21 protein-coding genes and 1 pseudogene are annotated in these 18,178 nt (G+C 67.5%); 16 read left to right on the top strand and 6 right to left on the bottom strand.

Features of this window, described 5'->3' with window-relative positions; genetic code table 11:
- Nucleotides 1-16: 16 nt before the first annotated feature.
- The 4 genes from EXZ48_RS25355 to EXZ48_RS25370 are packed head-to-tail and all read left to right on the top strand — an operon-like array spanning nt 17 to nt 3,629.
- Nucleotides 17-580, top strand: coding sequence for a biotin transporter BioY (locus EXZ48_RS25355; RefSeq protein WP_023514775.1), 564 nt, complete (start codon nt 17-19; stop codon nt 578-580).
- A gap of 4 nt (nt 581-584) precedes the next feature.
- Complete coding sequence (locus EXZ48_RS25360) at nt 585-2,072, top strand: class I adenylate-forming enzyme family protein (RefSeq protein ID WP_130519179.1); 1,488 nt, start codon at nt 585-587, stop codon at nt 2,070-2,072.
- The gene (locus EXZ48_RS25365) at nt 2,050-3,225 is read left to right on the top strand and encodes a thiolase family protein (protein WP_130519181.1); all 1,176 of its coding nucleotides are present in this window, start codon (nt 2,050-2,052) and stop codon (nt 3,223-3,225) included. Before EXZ48_RS25360 ends, EXZ48_RS25365 begins: the two co-directional genes overlap by 23 nt.
- Before the next feature lie 8 nt (nt 3,226-3,233).
- Complete coding sequence (locus EXZ48_RS25370; RefSeq protein ID WP_130519183.1) at nt 3,234-3,629, top strand: GFA family protein; 396 nt, start codon at nt 3,234-3,236, stop codon at nt 3,627-3,629.
- Here the strand turns inward: EXZ48_RS25370 and EXZ48_RS25375 are convergent.
- Nucleotides 3,615-4,016 carry a thioesterase family protein gene (locus tag EXZ48_RS25375; RefSeq protein WP_245462353.1) on the bottom strand — a complete coding sequence of 134 codons (402 nt, stop codon included), beginning with the start codon at nt 4,014-4,016 and terminating at the stop codon, nt 3,615-3,617. The two genes, EXZ48_RS25370 and EXZ48_RS25375, sit on opposite strands and share 15 nt — an antisense overlap.
- A 20-nt stretch (nt 4,017-4,036) precedes the next feature.
- On the opposite strand from EXZ48_RS25375, the gene EXZ48_RS25380 reads away from it, so the two are divergent.
- From EXZ48_RS25380 to dxs, 10 genes are all read left to right on the top strand, one after another.
- Nucleotides 4,037-4,987, top strand: coding sequence for a zinc-dependent alcohol dehydrogenase family protein (locus EXZ48_RS25380; protein WP_023517338.1), 951 nt, complete (start codon nt 4,037-4,039; stop codon nt 4,985-4,987).
- A gap of 70 nt (nt 4,988-5,057) precedes the next feature.
- Nucleotides 5,058-5,984, top strand: coding sequence for a histone deacetylase family protein (locus EXZ48_RS25385; RefSeq protein ID WP_023517337.1), 927 nt, complete (start codon nt 5,058-5,060; stop codon nt 5,982-5,984).
- 2 nt (nt 5,985-5,986) lie between these two features.
- On the top strand, nt 5,987-6,238 hold the full coding sequence (locus EXZ48_RS25390; RefSeq protein WP_024271032.1) for an exodeoxyribonuclease VII small subunit: 252 nt from the start codon (nt 5,987-5,989) through the stop codon (nt 6,236-6,238).
- A gap of 202 nt (nt 6,239-6,440) precedes the next feature.
- A complete protein-coding gene (locus EXZ48_RS25395) occupies nt 6,441-7,364 on the top strand; it encodes a pirin family protein (protein ID WP_130519185.1) in 924 nt (307 codons plus the stop codon).
- 126 nt (nt 7,365-7,490) lie between these two features.
- Nucleotides 7,491-7,814 (top strand): helix-turn-helix transcriptional regulator, encoded by a 324-nt coding sequence (locus EXZ48_RS25400; RefSeq protein ID WP_130519187.1) that lies wholly within the window; start codon nt 7,491-7,493, stop codon nt 7,812-7,814.
- Nucleotides 7,811-8,209, top strand: a complete 399-nt coding sequence (locus EXZ48_RS25405; protein ID WP_023514295.1) for an SRPBCC domain-containing protein — start codon at nt 7,811-7,813, stop codon at nt 8,207-8,209. Before EXZ48_RS25400 ends, EXZ48_RS25405 begins: the two co-directional genes overlap by 4 nt.
- A 38-nt stretch (nt 8,210-8,247) precedes the next feature.
- Complete coding sequence (locus EXZ48_RS25410; protein ID WP_023514296.1) at nt 8,248-8,466, top strand: hypothetical protein; 219 nt, start codon at nt 8,248-8,250, stop codon at nt 8,464-8,466.
- Nucleotides 8,463-8,873: a DUF1801 domain-containing protein gene (locus tag EXZ48_RS25415; protein ID WP_023514297.1), complete on the top strand. Its 411-nt coding sequence runs from the start codon at nt 8,463-8,465 to the stop codon at nt 8,871-8,873. Before EXZ48_RS25410 ends, EXZ48_RS25415 begins: the two co-directional genes overlap by 4 nt.
- Before the next feature lie 17 nt (nt 8,874-8,890).
- The gene (locus EXZ48_RS25420) at nt 8,891-9,304 is read left to right on the top strand and encodes a DUF1801 domain-containing protein (RefSeq protein ID WP_130519189.1); all 414 of its coding nucleotides are present in this window, start codon (nt 8,891-8,893) and stop codon (nt 9,302-9,304) included.
- 245 nt (nt 9,305-9,549) lie between these two features.
- Nucleotides 9,550-11,469, top strand: coding sequence for a 1-deoxy-D-xylulose-5-phosphate synthase (gene dxs, locus EXZ48_RS25425; RefSeq protein WP_037408303.1), 1,920 nt, complete (start codon nt 9,550-9,552; stop codon nt 11,467-11,469).
- A 102-nt stretch (nt 11,470-11,571) separates the two neighbouring features.
- Here dxs and EXZ48_RS25430 read toward each other — a convergent pair whose 3' ends face one another.
- The 3 genes from EXZ48_RS25430 to EXZ48_RS25440 form a co-directional block, all read right to left on the bottom strand.
- On the bottom strand, nt 11,572-12,078 hold the full coding sequence (locus EXZ48_RS25430) for a Clp protease N-terminal domain-containing protein (RefSeq protein WP_130519191.1): 507 nt from the start codon (nt 12,076-12,078) through the stop codon (nt 11,572-11,574).
- Nucleotides 12,079-12,086: 8 nt separating this feature from the next.
- Nucleotides 12,087-12,308 carry a hypothetical protein gene (locus tag EXZ48_RS25435; protein ID WP_050743447.1) on the bottom strand — a complete coding sequence of 74 codons (222 nt, stop codon included), beginning with the start codon at nt 12,306-12,308 and terminating at the stop codon, nt 12,087-12,089.
- 255 nt (nt 12,309-12,563) lie between these two features.
- Nucleotides 12,564-14,738, bottom strand: coding sequence for a methyl-accepting chemotaxis protein (locus tag EXZ48_RS25440; RefSeq protein WP_245462354.1), 2,175 nt, complete (start codon nt 14,736-14,738; stop codon nt 12,564-12,566).
- A 252-nt stretch (nt 14,739-14,990) separates the two neighbouring features.
- On the opposite strand from EXZ48_RS25440, the gene EXZ48_RS25445 reads away from it, so the two are divergent.
- A complete protein-coding gene (locus EXZ48_RS25445; protein ID WP_050743446.1) occupies nt 14,991-15,743 on the top strand; it encodes a TlyA family RNA methyltransferase in 753 nt (250 codons plus the stop codon).
- Nucleotides 15,740-16,990, top strand: coding sequence for a class I SAM-dependent RNA methyltransferase (locus tag EXZ48_RS25450; protein WP_130519193.1), 1,251 nt, complete (start codon nt 15,740-15,742; stop codon nt 16,988-16,990). Before EXZ48_RS25445 ends, EXZ48_RS25450 begins: the two co-directional genes overlap by 4 nt.
- A gap of 7 nt (nt 16,991-16,997) precedes the next feature.
- On the opposite strand, the gene EXZ48_RS25455 is transcribed toward EXZ48_RS25450, so the two are convergent.
- A complete protein-coding gene (locus EXZ48_RS25455; protein ID WP_130519195.1) occupies nt 16,998-17,756 on the bottom strand; it encodes an SDR family oxidoreductase in 759 nt (252 codons plus the stop codon).
- 131 nt (nt 17,757-17,887) lie between these two features.
- Nucleotides 17,888-18,178: pseudogene (locus EXZ48_RS25460) on the bottom strand (chemotaxis protein); the annotation flags it as partial.

Consider the following 18,178-nt stretch of genomic DNA (forward strand, 5'->3'; position numbering starts at 1 on the left):
CACCGGGGAACCTCACATGACCACCAGAGACATCGTCCTCGTCGCCCTCTTCGCCGCGATCATCGTGGTGCTGGGCCTGCTGCCGCCGATCACGCTCGGCTTCATTCCGGTGCCGATCACCGCGCAGACGCTCGGCGTCATGCTCGCCGGCTGCATTCTCGGCGCAAAGCGCGGCGCGGCCGCCGTGCTGCTCGTGCTGCTGCTCGTGGCCATCGGCCTGCCGGTCCTGTCGGGCGGGCGCGGCGGCCTAGCCGTCTTTGCCGGCCCGACCGCCGGCTACCTCGTCGGCTGGTTCTTCGGCGCCTATGTCTGCGGCCTCATCGCCGAGCGCTTCGTGAAGGAAGACCAGCCGGAGCTGACCCAGTTCGCCGCCTTCCTCGGCGCCTCGATCGTCGGCGGCATCGCGGTCGTCTACCTCTTCGGCATTCCGTGGCTGGCCTATATGAGCGGCAAGGCCTTCTTCGAGACGGCCCTCGCCTCGATGGTCTTCGTGCCCGGCGACATCATCAAGGCCGGCGTCGCCATGCTGGCCGGCCGCGCGGTGCTTGCCGGCTATCCGCTGCTGCCGCAGCGCGCCTGAGCCGATGCCGCTTTCCGGCGCCCTCGAACGGCACGCCGCCGAAAACCCCTCGAACCCGGCCTTCCACCTGGAGGACCGGGTTCTTTCCTATGGTGCACTGGCGGCAACGGCCCGGCGGTTCCTTGCAGCCTTCTGCGATCTCGCGCCCGAAGGCCGCAGCACCATCGGGCCGAAAACCCGGCTGGTCGCGATCATGACCGGCAACCACGCGCTCTTTCCCGCCGCCTTTGCGGCCGCAACGGCCGGCATCCATTGCGCCGCCCTGATCGACCCGCACCTGCCGGAAGCCCAGCGTACACGCCTGATCGGCAAGATCGACCCCGACCTCGTCGTCACCGCCCACGGCGCCGATCTTGCCATCGAGAGCCGGCGCGACGGTGCGCGGCGGGTCATCGCCGAAAGCGCCGCGCTGGACACGCCCGTGCTGCCGGAAGGGGCCGACGACGACCCGTTCCTCATCGTTTTCACCTCGGGCACGACGGCCGATCCGAAGCCGATCATCCGCGACCGGCGCTCCTGGCGCGTCAGCCTTGCCACGGGCGCGCCCTTCTTCGGCATCGACCGGGCGCTGGACACCTATGCCCCCGGCCCCCTCGCCCATGGCCTTGCGCTCTATGCGATGACCGAGACGCTGCTTGCCGGCGGCGCCTTTCATTCCGCCGCGCATTTCGATCCGGATGCGGCGCTGGCAACGATCCGGGCCAACACCATCCGCCGCCTCGTCCTGGTGCCCACCATGCTGCGCCGGCTCGCCGCAGAGCCCCCGGCAACCGGCGTTGCCGCCATCACGATTGCCGGCGCGAAGCTGACGGCGACGGACCACGCCCTGTGCGCGGCGCACTTTCCCGCCGCGGCGCTGCGCGAATATTACGGCGCCTCCGAACTCGGCTTCGTCACTGTCGCCGCACCGGGCGATGCCGCCTCCTCCACCGCGGTCGGCAAGGCCTTTCCGGGTGTGAACATTGCCGTTCTGGACGCTGCCGGTAACCCGCTGCCAGCGGGAGAGACGGGCACGGTCTTCGTCGAAAGCCCGCTGGTCGCCACCGGCTATCTCGGACAGGGCGACGGGGCGGGACTCTCCCGCTTCGGCACATTGGCGACGGTCGGCGACCTCGGCTTCCTGGAGGCGGACGGCACGCTGCACCTCCTCGGCCGCTCCGGCGGCATGGTGCTGTCAGGCGGCAACAACATCTATCCTTCCGAAGTGGAGACGGCGCTGCGCGATACGGCCCTGGTGCGTGCCGCCCATGTCTTCGGCATCGAGCATGCCGATCTCGGCAGCGAGCTCGTTGCCGTGATCGAACCGGAACAGCCGGGCCTGACACCAAAGGCGCTGACGGCGGCGCTCTCGGCGCTTCTGCCGCGCTACAAGCAGCCGCGCCGCATCTGGCTGTGCCGCGCCATGCCCATGACGCCCTCCGGCAAGGTGGCAGCAAAGACCGTCCGGCAATGGGTGGCGGAGGAGAGCGATGCACTCGACCGTTTCCTCTGACCGCATTCCCGTCGTCGCCGCGGCCTTCCGCACGCCGATCGGCCGCATCGGCGGGTGGCTTTCGGCCATCGAGCCGGCCAGCCTCGCCGCGCCGCTCATCCGAAAAATCCTCGAGGAGACGGGACTGCCGCCGGATGCCGTTGACGACGTCATCCTCGGCAATGCCGCCAACAGCGCCGGCAATCTCGCGCGCCTTGCCGCGCTGGAGGCGGGCCTTCCGGTTTGCGTGCCCGGCATGACGATCGACCGGCAATGCGGCTCCGGGCTGGAGGCGATTACGCTGGCAGCGCGACTGGTGCAGGCAGGCGCCGGGCGCGTCTATCTTGCCGGCGGCACCGAGAGCACCAGCCGCGCGCATCTGCGCTTCCGTCCACCCTCAACGCCAGGCGGCGCGCCCGAGCCTCTCCGCCGCGCCCGCATGGCGCCGGATACGGTGGGCGATCCGGACATGGGCATCGCCGCCGAAAACGTCGCCGCCCATGCCGGCATCAGCCGGGAGCGGCAGGATCGCTTCGCGCTCGAAAGCCACCGCCGCGCCGTGGCGGCGCGCAAGGCCGGGCGCTTTGCCGGCGAGATCGTGCCGATCGTCACACCCACCGGCCCGGTCCCTGACGATGAATGCCCGCGCGAAAATACCTCGCTGGAAAAACTCGCCGCCCTGAAACCCGTCTTCCGTCCCGATGGAACGGTGACGGCGGGCAATGCGTGCCCGGTCAATGACGGGGCCGCCGTCGTGCTCGTCACCTCGCGCGCCGAGGCGCTAAGGCTGGGCCTGACGGTGCTGCTGGAAATCGTCGACAGCGCGGTCGCCGGCGTCGATCCGAACCTGCTCGGCCTTGGCCCCGTGCCGGCGATGCAAAAGCTCGCCGCGCGCCATCCCGGCCTTGACGCCGCGCGGGTCCCCTTCATCGAATTCAACGAGGCCTTCGCCTCCCAGGTGCTTGCCAGCCTCGATGCGCTGGGCATCGATCCTGCCGCCGTCAACCGCGAAGGCGGGGCGCTGGCGCTCGGCCACCCCTATGGAGCCTCCGGCGCCATCCTCGCCACGCGGCTGTTCGCGCAGATGCGGACGGCGGACGCGGGCACGGAGGGGCTCGCCATGATGGGCATTGGCGGCGGCATGGGAATCGTGACACTTTTCCGGAAATTGTGAGGGGGATTATGGGCGAGAAGATCTATTCCGGCGGCTGCCTGTGCGGCGCCATCCGTTTCGAGGCGACGGGCGTGGCGGAAAAGCCGCATACCTGCTCCTGCCGCTTCTGCCAGCAGCACACGGGGGCCCCGACCGCCGCCTGGGTGGAGTTTCCCGCCGGGCGCCTCGCCTGGACCGGCAGCGGCGGCAAGCCTGCCACCTGGCGCTCCTCCGACTATTCCAGCCGCGCCTTCTGCCCGGCCTGCGGCAGCTCCATCGGGGCGATCGACGACGAGCCTGTCGTGGCGCTGCTGATCGGCGGCTTCGACGATCCGGGCGATCCCGCGCTCATGCCGCAATACCATTCCTTCGAAGATTGCCGGCCCGGCTGGCTGAAGGTCGAGACCGCGTCAGGCGAGGAATGACTTCAGCCAGTCGCGCACCGGCTGCGGCACGTTGACGGGCTGGCGGCTTGCGGGATCGACGGCGACCCAGACGATCTCCAGGTCGGCGACCGGTGCGCCCTCCGCGGAGATCGCCACGGCAAAGCTCAGCGAGGTCGCGCCGATGCGCGTGACGGACACCTTGAAGCGGGCGCGGTCGTCAAGCCTCAGGCCGCGGTGAAAGGTGCAGCCGGACTTGCGCACGAAATAGACCGGATCACCGGCGCCTTCCGGCCGGTGCCGCCAGAGCCCGGCGACGGCCGCCTCGGCATGGGCATAGTAAGCGGCATTGTGCATGTGGCCGTGCATGTCTATATCGCGGAAGGGTATCCGGACTTCGCTGACCGTGATGTCTGCCGCCTGTTCCACGTCTTGTCCCGGGGTAAACCATGCTTCGTGCCGTTGTTAGAGCGTTCGGCGATCCCCGGCAAGTGATCCGCCTCGAGGAGGCCGAGCGCACGTCACCCGGTCCCGGCGACGTGGAGATCCGCATCCGCCGCGCGGCGATTAACCCGTCCGATCTCATTCCCGTCACCGGCGCCTATCGCAGCCGCACGACGCTGCCCTTCGTGCCCGGCTTCGAGGGCGTCGGGGAAGTCGCCGCCCTCGGCGCGGGCGTCACCGGATTTTCCATCGGCCAGCGCGTGCTGCCGATCGGCGCGAGCGGGTTGTGGCAACCCTTTCTGCTGCGCCCGGCCGACTGGTGTTTTGCCGTGCCGGACGACCTTTCCGACGAGGCCGCCGCGATGGCCTATGTGAACCCGCTCACCGCCTTCCAGCTGGTCGAGGCCGCCAGGACGCATTTCGGCGCGGTGGAGGGCCAGCGCGTCGGCGTGACGGCCGCCGCCTCCGCCATCGGGCGCATGCTGCTGGTGCTGCTGGCCGAGGCCGGCTTCCGGCCTGTCGCCCTCGTGCGCAGCCCGGCGAGCGCGACGCGGCTGGCGGAGACGTTTGCCGGCGAGATCGTTCCCCATGCCGCCCCGCCGCTCGATGCGGTGCTCGACGCGGTCGGCGGAGAGCCCGGCAATGCGCTGTTCCGGCAGATCCGCGACGGCGGCGCCTTCATCCAGTATGGCGCGCTGAGCGGCGCACAGCTCGACCCGGCGCTGGTGGCGAACCGGCGCGAGGCGGTGGCCTTCTCCTTCCTCTGGCTGCGCGGCTGGGTGCATTCGGCGCCGCGCGCGGCGATCGAAGCAGCCTTCGAACGCAGCTTTGCGGGCATCCGCGCCGGCTTTCTCGGCTCGGCCGTCGACCGCGTCTTCGCGCTTTCCGACCTTTCCGCCGCACTCGCCCGGCAGGACGATCCCGCGCGCGCCGGAAAACTGCTTCTTGCGCCCTGACGGTTGAAAAGCCGTGGACACCGGCCCATTTCCCGTGGACCTCGCGAACCGCAATGGGTAGCTTCCGGCCATGACGACGTGTCTCTTCGAGAACCCGATCTTCCTCGAGCACCATACGCCGGAGGGCCACCCGGAGCGGTCGGACCGCATCCGGGCGATCAATCTTGCGCTGGAGCACGAGCGCTTTTCGCCGCTCCTGCGCGAGAAGGCGCCGCAGGCGAACGAGGATTTCGTCCTGCTCGCCCATCCCGAGCGGCACCTCACCGCCGTCATGTCCGCCATGCCCGAGGAGGACATCGCCCAGGTCGAGGCCGATACCTATGCGAGCCCCGCGACGCTGCAGGCGGCACTGACCGGCATCGGCGGCGCCATCGCGGCGGTCGACGCCGTCTTCACCGGCAAGGCCGACAACGCCTTCGTCGCCGCCCGCCCGCCCGGCCACCACGCCGAACGCGACAAGGCGATGGGCTTCTGTTTCTTCAACAACGCCGCCATCGCCGCCCGCCATGCCCAGAAGGCGCACGGCGCCGAGCGCGTCGCCATCGTCGACTGGGACGTGCATCACGGCAACGGCACGCAGGACATCTTCTTCGACGATCCGTCCGTGCTGTTCTGCTCGACGCACCAGATGCCGCTCTATCCCGGCAGCGGCGCGAAGGACGAGACGGGCGCCGGCAACATCGTCAACGCGCCTCTTTCGATGAACGACGGCAGCGACCATTTCCGCGATGCCTTCAGGTCGCGCGTCCTGCCGCGCGTCGCCGATTTCCGGCCGGATGTCATCATCATCTCCGCCGGCTTCGACGCCCACCACCGTGACCCCCTGGCCCAGATCAACCTCGTTGCCGACGATTTCGACTGGGCGACCGCCAAGCTGATGGAGCTTTCCGAAAAATCGGCGAACAACCGGGTGGTCAGCCTGCTGGAAGGCGGCTACGACCTCACGGGCCTCGCCGAATCCGCCGCCACCCATATCTACCGCCTGATGAGAGGCTGACCATGACCAACGCCACCACCCCCGACGTCTCCGCCCTCTCCTTCGAACAGGCCGTGGAGGAGCTGGAAAAGATCGTCGCCGCCCTCGAGCGCGGCGACGTGCCGCTCGACCGCTCCATCGAGATTTACGAACGCGGCGAGGCGCTGAAGAAGCATTGCGAGACGCTCCTCTCGGCCGCCGAGAACCGCATCGAAAAGATCCGCCTCGACCGCGCCGGCAAGCCGCAGGGCACCGAGCCGCTCGACGGGGCATGAGCCTCTAGTCCGGCGCCGTCCCTGCCTCTGGAAAAATCCCCGTGAGCAGGGAGGCGCATTGCGCCGCTCGCGAGGCGGGGCGGTACTCCCCGACATCGGCAAGCAGCCGAACCCGGCGACACACCGTCAACGCCCGCCGCCCTATCCACGCCCCTCCCCGCCCGCTAGCATGCGGGTCACACGGCAACGACAGGAGGGCGCCATGAGTTTCTTTCCCGGAAAGGACCCGGAGGCCGGCGATGCGGCGGCGTGCGATGCGCTGGAGCATCTGATCATTCCGCGCACGAGCGATATCGGCGGGCTGGAAGTGCGGCGGGCGCTGCCGACGGCCAAGCGCCGGCTCGTCGGGCCGTTCATCTTCTTCGACCGCATGGGCCCGGCGCTGCTGCGCGCGGGTGAGGCCATCGACGTCAAGCCACATCCGCATATCGGGCTGTCCACCGTCACCTATCTCTTCGACGGCGAGATCAAGCACCGCGACAGCCTCGGCACCGAAATGGTCATCGCGCCCGGCGACGTGAACCTGATGACGGCAGGGCGCGGCATCGTGCATTCGGAGCGCTCGCCGGAGAACCTGCGCGGCAAGCCGCAGTCGATTTCCGGCCTGCAGACCTGGCTTGCGCTGCCGGACAGCCACGAGGAGATTGCCCCCGTCTTCGCCCACACGACCAAGGCGGAGCTTCCTGCCTTTTCGGCGGACGGCATCACCGGACGCACCATCATCGGCTCCTACGAGGGCTATGCATCGCCGGTCGCCGTGCCGACGCAGACGCTCTACACCGACCTGACGCTGGCGCCCGGCACCGCCGCACCGCTTGCGGCAGACTGGGAGGAGCGGGCGGTCTACGTACTGTCCGGCACGCTGGATGTCGCCGGCGACGTCTTTGCACCCGACCAACTGCTCGTCTTCCGTCCCGGCGATGCGATCACGCTGAAGGCCGGCCCGCAGGGCTGTCACATCATGCTCTTCGGCGGCGCGGCGCTCGGCTCGAAACGCTATATCTGGTGGAACTTCGTCTCCTCCTCTAAGGAGCGCATCGAGCAGGCCAAGGAGGAATGGCGCACCGGTCGCTTCGACATAGTACCCGGTGACGAGGAGGAGTTCACACCGCTGCCGGCCAGCTGACCTATAGATGAGCGGGCATATGTTCGCGTGAGCCGAGCCGATGGTTTTCGGCTCCTCGTGCCCATCTTGACTTATTCATAGCCATACAGCTATAGGAAATCCATAGCTATCGAGGTATGGATCAACGTGGCCGAAGCACACGACGCGCTCTTCCGCACGCTTGCGGATCCCACCCGCCGGGCGCTGTTCGAGCGACTGTGCCGCGAGGGGGAGAAGACGGTGGGGGCGCTGACGGCGCAGGCCGGCGTTTCCCAGCCGGTCGTTTCCAAACATCTTGCCCTGCTCAAGCAGGCGGGCCTGGTGCGCGACCGGCACGAGGGCCGGCAGACGCATTACAGCGCACAGCTCGATGCACTCGCCCCGCTCGTCGACTGGACGAGCCAGATGGCCGGCTTCTGGCAGAGCCGGTTCGATCGCCTGGAAGACCTCCTGAAGAGAATGGATCAATGACAGAAACGCTTTCCGTCGTCCTGGAACGGCAAATTCCCCATCCGCCGGAAAAGATCTGGCGCGCGCTGACCCAGCCCCATCTCATCGCCGAATGGCTGATGGAGACCGATTTTGCGGCCAGTGTCGGTCACCGCTTCGATTTCCGGGCGGAATGGGGCTCGGTGAACTGCGAGGTGCTGGAGGTCGAGCCGCACCGCAGCCTTTCCTACACCTGGGGCGATTCGCGCCTGAAGAGCGTCGTCACCTGGACGCTGACGCCGGTCGGCGCAGGCACGACCCTGCGCATGGAACAGACCGGCTTCAAGCCGGACCAGCCACGTTACTTCCAGGGCGCGCAGGCCGGCTGGCCGCGGTTCCTCGACAATCTCGACCGCGTCCTGAGCGATCTGGACTGATCGGCGGGCACCCCCTTCACCGTTGCGAGGAGGCAACCATGAACTGGAACATACGGATCCGGCAGATACACCGCTGGCTCTCGATCGTCTTCACCGTCGCCGTGCTGATCAACATCGCGGCCATGACGCAGGAGAACCCGGCCCTCTGGATCGGCCTTCTCGCGCTCTTTCCGCTCATCCTGCTGCTCGCAAGCGGGCTCTATCTCTTCGCCCTGCCCTATCTGGCGCGGCGACGCAGCCCGGAGGGCCTGCGATGACCGGGGACCCCAAACTCCTTTCCGGTGGCAATCCGCAGATCGCCAAAGGTTATGGCGACGGCCCGATCCAGGCCTATATCGCGGCGATGCCGGGCTGGAAGAGCGATGTCGGCCGCAAGCTCGACGCGCTGATCGCGAAGGCAGTGCCCGACGTCCACAAGGCCGTGAAATGGAACTCGCCGTTCTATGGCATCGAGGGAGACGGCTGGTTTCTCAGCTACCATTGCTTTGCGAAATACATCAAGCTGACCTTCTTTCGCGGCACGTCACTCGATCCGGTGCCGCCGGTCGCCTCGAAAACCCCTGAAACGCGCTATTTCCATATCCAGGAGGGCGACGATCTCGACAAGACGCCGCTTGCCGACTGGATCGCGCAGGCGAGCCGGCTGCCGGGCGAGCGCCTGTGACGAAGGAGACGACGACCATGGACGAGACGAAAAGCGAGACGGCCACCCCTTCCGCGCAGATCGACGCGCGCATTGCCGAACTTGCCGACTGGCGGGGCGAAACGCTCGCCCGGCTGCGCGCGCTGGTCAAGGCGGCCGACCCCGATATCGTCGAGGAATGGAAATGGCGTGGCGTGCCGATCTGGGAGCATGACGGCATCGTCTGCACCGGGGAGACCTACAAGGCCGTCGTGAAGATGACCTTTGCCAAGGGCGCCGCACTGGAGGACCCGGCAGGCCTCTTCAATTCCAGCCTGGAGGGCAATACCCGTCGCGCCATCGACTTCCGCGAGGGCGAGGCCATCCGCGAGGACGCCCTGAAGGCGCTCATCCGCACCGCGGTGGCGCTGAACCAGGCTTCCCGCGCCAAGCCGCGGGCGAAAAGGGCCTAGGGGAATCACGACAGCGTGACTGCGGGCACCTCGTGTCCGCAAAATGCCCCAATTGCCCGGGAGAACGCGGGAATGCGTCGGTTTGCGCGGTATCAATCCGGCGAAATACGCTCTAGACTTGCTGAAACGGTTGAAATCGCGCGCCGCATTCTGCATGTGACAGGTGAGCGCGGCATGAGACCGCATGTCCGGGCCGGGTTCCGCAACGGAGCCAGGGCACACGGGCGAGAACACGAGGCATGAGAGTGACCCAAGCACCCGCCACCCCCCTGCTCGACAAGGTTCGCATTCCCGCGGACCTGAAGGCCGTGGACGACCGTGACCTGCCGCAGCTTGCCAGCGAACTGCGCGCCGAAATGGTCGATGCCGTCTCGCGCACCGGTGGACATCTGGGTGCTGGCCTTGGCGTGGTGGAGCTGACCATCGCCATCCACAAGGTCTTCGACACGCCGAAGGACCGGCTGATCTTCGACGTCGGCCACCAGTGCTATCCGCACAAGATCCTTACCGGCCGGCGCGAGCGCATCCGCACGCTGCGCCAGGAGGACGGCCTGTCCGGCTTCACCCGACGCGCAGAGAGCGAATACGACCCCTTCGGCGCGGCGCATTCCTCGACGTCGATTTCCGCCGGCCTCGGCATGGCCGTCGCAGCCGACCTTTCCGGCGAGCACCGCAACGTCATCGCCGTCATCGGCGACGGCGCGATGTCCGCCGGCATGGCCTATGAAGCGCTGAACAATGCCGGTGCGCTCGATGCCCGCCTCATCGTCATCCTCAACGACAACGACATGTCGATCGCCCCGCCGACCGGCGCGATGAGCGCCTATCTCGCACGCCTCGCCTCCGGGCGCACCTATATGGGCTTCCGCGATCTCGGCAAGAAACTGACGGCCTATCTCGGCAAGAAGGTCGATCGGGCGATCACCCGCGCCGTGGAGCACGCGCGCGGTTATGTCACCGGCGGCACGCTGTTCGAGGAGATGGGTTTCTACCATATCGGCCCGATCGACGGCCATTCCTTCGAGCATCTTCTGCCCGTGCTGCGCAATGTGCGCGACAATTCCAAGGGCCCGGTGCTGATCCACGTCGTTACCCAGAAGGGCAAGGGCTATCCGCCGGCGGAAGCTGCCGCCGACAAGTATCACGGCGTCAACACCTTCGACGTCATCACCGGCACGCAGGCGAAGGCAAAGCCGAACGCCCCCGCCTATACCTCCGTCTTCGCCGAGGCGCTGGTGCAGGAGGCGGGCTTCGACGAGAAGATCCTCGCCATCACCGCCGCCATGCCGTCCGGCACCGGGCTCGACAAGTTCGCCAAGGCCTATCCGGCCCGCATCTTCGATGTCGGCATTGCCGAGCAGCATGCCGTGACCTTTGCGGCCGGCCTTGCCTCCGAAGGCTACAAGCCGTTCTGCGCGCTCTATTCCACCTTCCTGCAGCGCGGCTACGACCAGGTGGTGCATGACGTCGCCATCCAGGGCCTGCCCGTGCGCTTCCCGATCGACCGCGCCGGTTTCGTCGGCGCCGACGGGCCGACCCATGCCGGCTCGTTCGACACGACCTATCTCGCCACCCTGCCCGGTTTCGTGGTGATGGCAGCCGCCGACGAGGCGGAACTGAAGCATATGGTGCGCACCGCCGCCGCCTATGACGAGGGCCCGCTCTCCTTCCGCTATCCGCGCGGCGAGGGCGTCGGCGTCGACATGCCTGTTCGCGGCGAGATTCTTCAGATCGGCAAGGGCCGCGTCGTCAAGCAGGGCTCCAAGGTGGCTCTCCTCTCCTTCGGCACGCGACTGGCCGACTGTTTGCTCGCCGCCGAGGACCTCGATGCGGCCGGCCTGTCCACGACGGTCGCCGATGCGCGCTTCGCCAAGCCGCTCGACCACGACCTGATCCGCCAGCTTGCCCGCCACCACGAGGTGCTGATCACCATCGAGGAAGGCGCCATCGGCGGTTTCGGCAGCCATGTGTTGCAGTTCCTGGCGCTCGAAGGCCTGCTCGACCATGGTCTGAAGGTGCGCCCGATGGTGCTGCCGGATATCTGGATGGAACAGGCCAAGCCCGAGGCGATGTATGCCAAGGCGGGCCTCGACCGTGCCGGCATCGTCTCCACGGTCTTCCAGGCCCTCGGCCAGAAGGCTGTCGGCGTGGGCGTCGCCGGCTGATCTCCGCGGCGTTTCCGCTGTTTCCGGCAGCGCAAAACGCTCTCACGCACTGTTTTAAAGAAAGTGCGGCGCAATCTGCGCCGCACGTTTGCGGGGATTGCCCTATTGGCTGCCCAGGATGCGGCCCGCCGCAGCCTGAAGGGCCTTGGCGTCGATGTCCATCGCCCGCAAGGCACGGGCCGCAACGCCATGCGGCATGGCGGCAACGATCGCAACGACATGGGCGCCAAGCAGCGGGTTGTGGCTGTCCCGCCCTTCCGCCAGCGTCTGCATGACCGCCTTGCCGGAGGGCGCGGCGTCGAAGACGGCATGCTGCGCGGGTGCCGGCTCGGGTTCCGTCAGGCCCGCGGCAAGCCCGGCGGGGAGCCCCAGCATTTTCAGCGCATCCGCATATTGGCGCGCGATGGCGGGACGAAACGCATCGGGATCGGCGCCGATCGCCTCGAAGGCGCGGCGGGCGGTGCCATCCGGCAGATCGAGCGCCGCGAGCAGGAAATGCTCCGCGCCGGGCTCCTTCTGCTGGTCCTGCCTTGCATGCTGTTCCGCCTGTTCACAAAGGGCCTTGATCGTGCCCATGCTTTGAAAGCGTTCCTTGATCCGGTCGAACACAAAACCTCCTATGCGGGATCGTCACCCGCGGCGATATCCGAAAGCCGCTTGTGGGCGGCCTGTTTGGTGACGCCGAGCGCCTGCGCGATGCGCGCCCACGACCAGCCCTGCTTCAAGGCCGATCGCACCGCCCGCCGCTCCAGCCCGTCCGCGAGGCGACGAAGCGCAATCACCGCCGCAAAGGCGTTTTCCGGATCCTCGGGATCGGGCAGCTTTTCGAGATCGACCATATGTCAACTTTAGTTGACGATTCGACATCCGTCAACCAAGGTTGACGCAGGAGATGCCGGCTATGTGCGGCTTGGCTTCAGGAGCAGGATACCGGCCCCCGTTTCCGGCATTGCCTCCACCATCTTTCAGACCCTCCGCCGGACGGCTGTCAGGGTGGGCGCCGCGAATAGTCGCATCTCCGCCCTCAGTCTCCCGCTGAAAACAAAACGCCCCGGCGGATGGGCCGGGGCGCTTTCCTGTCGTTCAGGCAGAGGTCAGAATTCGGTCCATTCCTGCGCGAGGGCCGTGTTGCCGCGGGAGACCGCCACCGGCCGGTGACCTGGGCGCGCGGCCGTCTCCATCGTGCGGTGCATGGCCCGGAGTTCGCGCGCCGCGCCAGGCAGGACGAAGCGAGAAATCTGATCGCGCAGGCGCACCGCCTCGTTGGCAAGCGATGCGCTGGCAGCATTCGCCTCCTCGACCATGGCGGCATTGCGCTGCGTGACCTGGTCCATCTGGTTGACGGCCGTGTTCACCTCGCTGAGGCCGACGGACTGCTCGCGGGCGGAAATCGCAATGGCATCCATGTGCTGGTTGATGGTGGCGACATGCATGCCGATCGCCTCCAGCGAAGCACCCGTATCCTGTACCAGCCGCACGCCGCCCTCCACTTCGGCGGCCGAATTGCGGATCAGCTCCTTGATCTCGCGTGCTGCCTGCGCCGAGCGCTGTGCAAGTTCCCGCACCTCCTGCGCCACGACGGCGAAACCCTTACCGGCCTCGCCCGCGCGCGCCGCCTCGACACCCGCATTGAGAGCGAGCAGGTTGGTCTGGAAGGCGATCTCGTCGATGACGCCGAGAATGTTGGAAATCCTGCTGGACGACGTCTCGATGCGCTTCATCGCCTCGACCGCGCCGGCAACGATCTCGCCGGATTTCAGAGCGCTGCGGTTCGCCTCGCTGGCGACGCTGCGCGCCTCTTCCGCCCGCTTCGTCGAACTCGCGACATTGGCCGTGATCTCGTCGAGTGCTGCGGCCGTTTCCTCCAGCGAGGCGGCCTGTTGCTCCGTACGCTTGGAGAGATCGTCGGCGCTCTCGCTGATCTCGCGCGAACCGTCGTCGATGGAGGTGCTGGAGAGCGCGACGGAGCCGAGCGTTTCGCCAAGCTGCGCGACGGCCGAATTCAGGTCATGGCGCAGCTGTTCGAAATCGGGCGCGAAGGGTTCGGTCAGCTGGAAGCTGAGATCGCCGGACGCAAGGCGGCGCAGGCCGCCGGCAAGCCCCGAGGTGGCCTGCTGCAGACGCGCCTGCGCCGAAGCTTCGGCCTCGTCCTGCAGGCGGACACGCTCGGCCTCGGCACGAGAACGGTTCTCCGCGGCTTCCGCTTCCAGACGGCGATTGGCGATGGCCGCCTGACGGAAAACCTCGACCGCGCTGGCCATCTGGCCGATTTCATCCCGGCGGCTGGCGAAAGGGATGGCCGAGGCGGTGTCACCGCCGGCAAGTTGCGTCATCGCCTTTGTGGTGGCGACGATCGGGCGGGAAATCGAACGGCCGATGAGAAGGACCGTGGCGGCGATCGCCGCGATGGCCGCAAGGATCGCGGCGATCGCGATCCTGTGCGTCGTCTCCAGGGCGCTTGCGCTTTCCGACTCGGCCTTCGCCTTGTCCGAGGCGATGGCGGCCGATACCCGGTCGAAGAACGGCTCGACGGCGGCAAAGGCCCCGGAGACACCGGCGCCGGCTGCAGCCTCGGTCTCGGCAATCGCCGCATAGTCCTCGAAAGCCTTGCCGTAGGTGTCCAGCGCCTTGAGGACGGTCGCCTGGTTTGCGGCACCGCCGAACCTGTCCACCGGCGCGCTGGCAAAAGCCGCGCGCTCCTCGGCATGCCTGGCGACGTACTTCGCGTCGCGGCGCATGATGAAGTCCTTCTCGTGGCGGCGCATCATCAGCATGCTGGCCTGGAGGCCCTTGTCGTCGACGGTCTTCAGCAGCTCCTCGATCGAATGCACGGCCGACCGCATGGCGCCTTCCCGCCCGGACGACGGATCAAGCCCGAGCGCAATGCTCGCATCGGCGAGCGTTGCGAAACTCTTGCGGTAGGCCGCATACCCTTCCGAGATCGCCTGGAGGTCCGCACGGGTCGCCGGCGCTTCGATGAGGCCGTCGAGCGTGGCAAGCGTCTTCTCCGCCCGCGCGGAAATCTCCTTGTGGGCGGCGGTGTATTTCTCGTCCCGTCGCAGCAGGAAATCCTTCTCCGCCCGCCGGTTCTGCAGGAACTCGGTCTCCAGCACCCGCAGCTGCGCGTCGGCGCTGCGATGGCGCTCGACGGTAACGCGGTAGTCGTCGGAGATGCGCTTTTCGACTTCGAAAATGCCGACGATGAGAAGGATGCCCGCGACAGCAATCGGCGCCATCAGGCCGATGCGGTGTGACAGACGAAGGGTCATGCATGCTCCTTGCGCCCGCACCGGGCGGGCCGCTCGTTCATGGGAATTTGTGGATGCCCCCTGCTCGGGAGTCATAGGGCAAAGCGCCGTCGTCATGCCGGCTTATGCTTAACAAATGCTAATTGTCATAATTTAAGGAGCGATGAATATAGCTCAACAGTTTTAGGGTTTTCATCTGTTCCAGCGAGCCTTGCCGGGCGCAACACACCGTATGGGGCTTGCCACCCGGGGCGTGAGGCGTCATGAGAGGCGATGTCCCAAACTACAGAAACCATCCGCCTCGACCAGCTCCTGCTGAATGCCGGCCTTGTCGCCAGCCGCTCGCGGGCGCGCGACGCCATCACGCGCGGCACCGTGCGCGTCAACGGCCGCGTCGTCACCAAGCCGAGTTCGAGCTTTTCCCCCTCCGTCACCATCGAGATCGACGATCCCGCCCAGGCCTATGTCTCGCGCGCGGCGCTGAAACTGAAGGCCGCGCTGGAGACCTTCGGGTTCGATCCCGCGGGCCTTGACTGCCTCGACATCGGCGCCTCCACCGGCGGCTTCACCGAGATCCTGCTGGAGCGCGGCGCGAGCCACGTCGTCGCGGTCGACGTGGGCCACGACCAGCTTCACCCGCGGCTCATGGCGGATGCCCGCGTCACCAGCCACGAGGGCCTCAACGCCCGCGTGCTCGATGCGGACCATCTCGACGATCGTACCATCGGCGGCGTCGTCTCCGACGTTTCCTTCATCTCGCTGAAACTGGCGCTGCCGCCGGCCCTCTCGCTCGCCGAGCCCGGCGCCTTCTGCGTGCTGCTCGTCAAGCCGCAGTTCGAGGCCGGACGCGAGGCGATCAGCAAGGCGGGCCTGCTGAAAGACCCGGACAGCGCGCCGGCTGTTGCGGCCGAACTGGAGCGCTGGCTCGTCGAGGACATGGGCTGGCAGAGCCTCGGCCTCATTCCCTCACCGATCGCCGGCGGCGACGGAAATGTGGAGTTTCTTCTGGGAGGCCGCAAGCCATGACGACGGAAACGCTCACCATCGCCCGGCTCGGCAGCGGCGGCGACGGCATTGCGGAGGCAGCCGGTGGCCCGGTCTACGTGCCCTTCACCCTGCCGGGCGAGACGGTCGCCGTCGCGCGGGTCAAGAACCACGGCACGGTCATGTCCATGTCGGTCGCCTCGCCCGAGCGGGTGGAACCGGCCTGCGCACATTTCGGCCCCGACGGCAAGAACGGCACCTGCGGCGGCTGCACGCTGCAACACGCCTCCGATGCGCTCTACCACGACTTCAAGCGCGACCTCGTCGTTCATGCTTTGAAGAGCAAGGGCCTGACGCCCGAGGTCGCCCCGCTCGTCATCGCCCGGCCGGGTGAACGCCGCCGCGTCGTCTTCACCGCACGCCGGACGGAAAAGGAGATGCTGCTCGGCTTCAACCAGGCCGGCAGCCACCACATCGTCTCCATCGACCACTGTCCGATTTCGAGCGACGGCATCATGTCCATGCTGGAGGCGATCCGCCGGGTGGCCGCCGCCATCGCCACCTCGGCCGAGCCCTTCCGCGTAACCGTGCTCGAAACCCTTTCCGGCCTCGACCTTGCCTTCGAGGGCGTGAAGAAGGTGGGCGACAAGGAGCGGCGCGCCGTTACCCAATGCGTCCTGTCACTGCGCGGCATTGCCCGGGTTTCCAGCGACGGCGAAATCCTCATCGAGCCGCAGAAGCCGGTGATCGATTTCTCCGGCGTGCGCGTCTTCCCGCCCGCCGGCGGCTTCACCCAGGCGACGAAGCCGGCCGAGGACGCCATGGCCGAGCTGGTGCTGGACGCGCTCGGCAAGGCCAAGCGCGTCGCCGATCTCTTCGCCGGCTCCGGCACCTTCGCACTGCGTATCGCCCGGCAGGCCAAGATGCATGCGGTGGAAGGCGAGGAAAAGGCGCTGAAGGCGCTCGACCAGGCCGCACGCAACACGCAGGGCCTGAAGCCGGTGACGGTGGAGCGGCGCGATCTCTTCCGCCGCCCGCTGATGGCCTCCGAGCTGAAGGTGTTCGACGCCGTGGTCTTCGATCCGCCGCGCGCCGGGGCGGAGGACCAGTGCAAGGAGCTTGCCCGCTCCGGCGTCAAGACCATTGTCGCCGTCTCGTGCAATCCCGTGAGCCTTGCCCGCGACCTCGCGATCCTCACCGCCGCCGGCTACCGCATCCGCCTCGTGACACCGATCGACCAGTTCCTCTGGTCGGCCCATGTCGAGGCGGTGGCGGTGCTGGAGAAGTAGGCCTCGTTCAATCGACCTGCGTGGCGAACACCCCGCCATCGTCCGCGTCCAGCACGATGGAGAGGGAAACGTGGCGCGGGCGCGTGACGGCGAAGAGCACGGCTTCGACCACATCCCGCGTGGTGCCGCGCGCGCCCTTCGCCCGCTCGGCCACCGCAGCCCATTCCGGCGAACCCGGCTGAACGTCATCGAGATAGGGCGGGTGCACCACGATGGAGCGCAGGGGCGTTCCCGCCAGCATCTGCTGCAGCCCCTCCGCGATGGCAGCCTGGGCACGCTTTGCGGCGTAGAAGGGTACGGACACATCCCGCATGAGCGCATTCGGCAAGCCGCTGATCGAGCCGATCGTCACGATGTCCGGATGGCTGGACTGCCGCAGCAGCGGCAAGAGGCCCTGCGTGAACAGAAACGTACCGGTAACGGCGGAATTGACGGTGCTCAGCACGTCTTCCGCCGTGTGCGGCTCGTCGCTCGCCCCCAGCCACATCGCGCCGTTGTTCACGAGGAGATCGACACCACGCTGCAACCGGTTGATCGCCTCGACGCCGCGCTGCACGCTTTCGCTGCTGGCAAGGTCGACCTCGATGCAGGTCGGACGGGCGCCCGTTGCCTGCCAGACGGTCTCCGCGACGCGCTCAACCGCCGCCAGGGTGCGACCGCACAGGATGAGCTCGCACCCCGCTTGCGCAAGGGACATTGCAAGCGCCGCTCCCAAGCCGCGGCCCGCGCCGGTGATGACGGCCGTACGTCCCTGTAATTCAACCATTTTCTGCCTCTGCTATCTGAACTGCGTTCGGGTCGCCTATAGATGGAGCGCCATCGGCCGCACGGCAAGAAGTGGCCAGAAAAGAGAAAGGCCCGGGATCCCTCCCGGGCCTTTCCATGGTTCCCTATGCCTCAAGCCGCGCGGCGTGCCGGCGTTGCGGCGTAGCCGGCACCGCCCGAGCCAAGCTTGAACTGGGCGAGCAGCGCGGACAGTGCGGCTGCCTCGCCGGCAAGGCCGTGGCTGGCGGCAGTCTGCTCCTCCACCATGGCGGCATTCTGCTGCGTGCCCTGGTCCATCGTGTTGACCGCAGTGTTGATCTCCTGCAGACCCGTCGACTGTTCGCGCGCGGCAAGCACGATGGCGTTCACATGGCCGTTGATCTCCTGCACCTCGCGCACGATGGCTTCCAGCGCGGCGCCCGT

It is taken from the genome of Shinella sp. JR1-6, from assembly GCF_004284735.1.
Taxonomy (GTDB): Bacteria; Pseudomonadota; Alphaproteobacteria; order Rhizobiales; family Rhizobiaceae; genus Shinella.

Coding starts and splice junctions, on each gene's coding strand:
- EXZ48_RS25450 (WP_130519193.1), top strand. CDS start 15,740: ATGACGACGGAAACGCTCACCATCGCCCGGCTCGGCAGCGGCGGCGAC.
- EXZ48_RS25410 (WP_023514296.1), top strand. CDS start 8,248: ATGAACTGGAACATACGGATCCGGCAGATACACCGCTGGCTCTCGATC.
- EXZ48_RS25385 (WP_023517337.1), top strand. CDS start 5,058: ATGACGACGTGTCTCTTCGAGAACCCGATCTTCCTCGAGCACCATACG.
- EXZ48_RS25365 (WP_130519181.1), top strand. CDS start 2,050: ATGCACTCGACCGTTTCCTCTGACCGCATTCCCGTCGTCGCCGCGGCC.
- EXZ48_RS25435 (WP_050743447.1), bottom strand. CDS start 12,308: ATGGTCGATCTCGAAAAGCTGCCCGATCCCGAGGATCCGGAAAACGCC.
- EXZ48_RS25445 (WP_050743446.1), top strand. CDS start 14,991: ATGTCCCAAACTACAGAAACCATCCGCCTCGACCAGCTCCTGCTGAAT.
- EXZ48_RS25415 (WP_023514297.1), top strand. CDS start 8,463: ATGACCGGGGACCCCAAACTCCTTTCCGGTGGCAATCCGCAGATCGCC.
- EXZ48_RS25440 (WP_245462354.1), bottom strand. CDS start 14,738: ATGACCCTTCGTCTGTCACACCGCATCGGCCTGATGGCGCCGATTGCT.
- EXZ48_RS25380 (WP_023517338.1), top strand. CDS start 4,037: ATGCTTCGTGCCGTTGTTAGAGCGTTCGGCGATCCCCGGCAAGTGATC.
- EXZ48_RS25355 (WP_023514775.1), top strand. CDS start 17: ATGACCACCAGAGACATCGTCCTCGTCGCCCTCTTCGCCGCGATCATC.
- EXZ48_RS25420 (WP_130519189.1), top strand. CDS start 8,891: ATGGACGAGACGAAAAGCGAGACGGCCACCCCTTCCGCGCAGATCGAC.
- EXZ48_RS25370 (WP_130519183.1), top strand. CDS start 3,234: ATGGGCGAGAAGATCTATTCCGGCGGCTGCCTGTGCGGCGCCATCCGT.
- EXZ48_RS25455 (WP_130519195.1), bottom strand. CDS start 17,756: ATGGTTGAATTACAGGGACGTACGGCCGTCATCACCGGCGCGGGCCGC.
- EXZ48_RS25405 (WP_023514295.1), top strand. CDS start 7,811: ATGACAGAAACGCTTTCCGTCGTCCTGGAACGGCAAATTCCCCATCCG.
- EXZ48_RS25390 (WP_024271032.1), top strand. CDS start 5,987: ATGACCAACGCCACCACCCCCGACGTCTCCGCCCTCTCCTTCGAACAG.
- EXZ48_RS25360 (WP_130519179.1), top strand. CDS start 585: ATGCCGCTTTCCGGCGCCCTCGAACGGCACGCCGCCGAAAACCCCTCG.
- EXZ48_RS25395 (WP_130519185.1), top strand. CDS start 6,441: ATGAGTTTCTTTCCCGGAAAGGACCCGGAGGCCGGCGATGCGGCGGCG.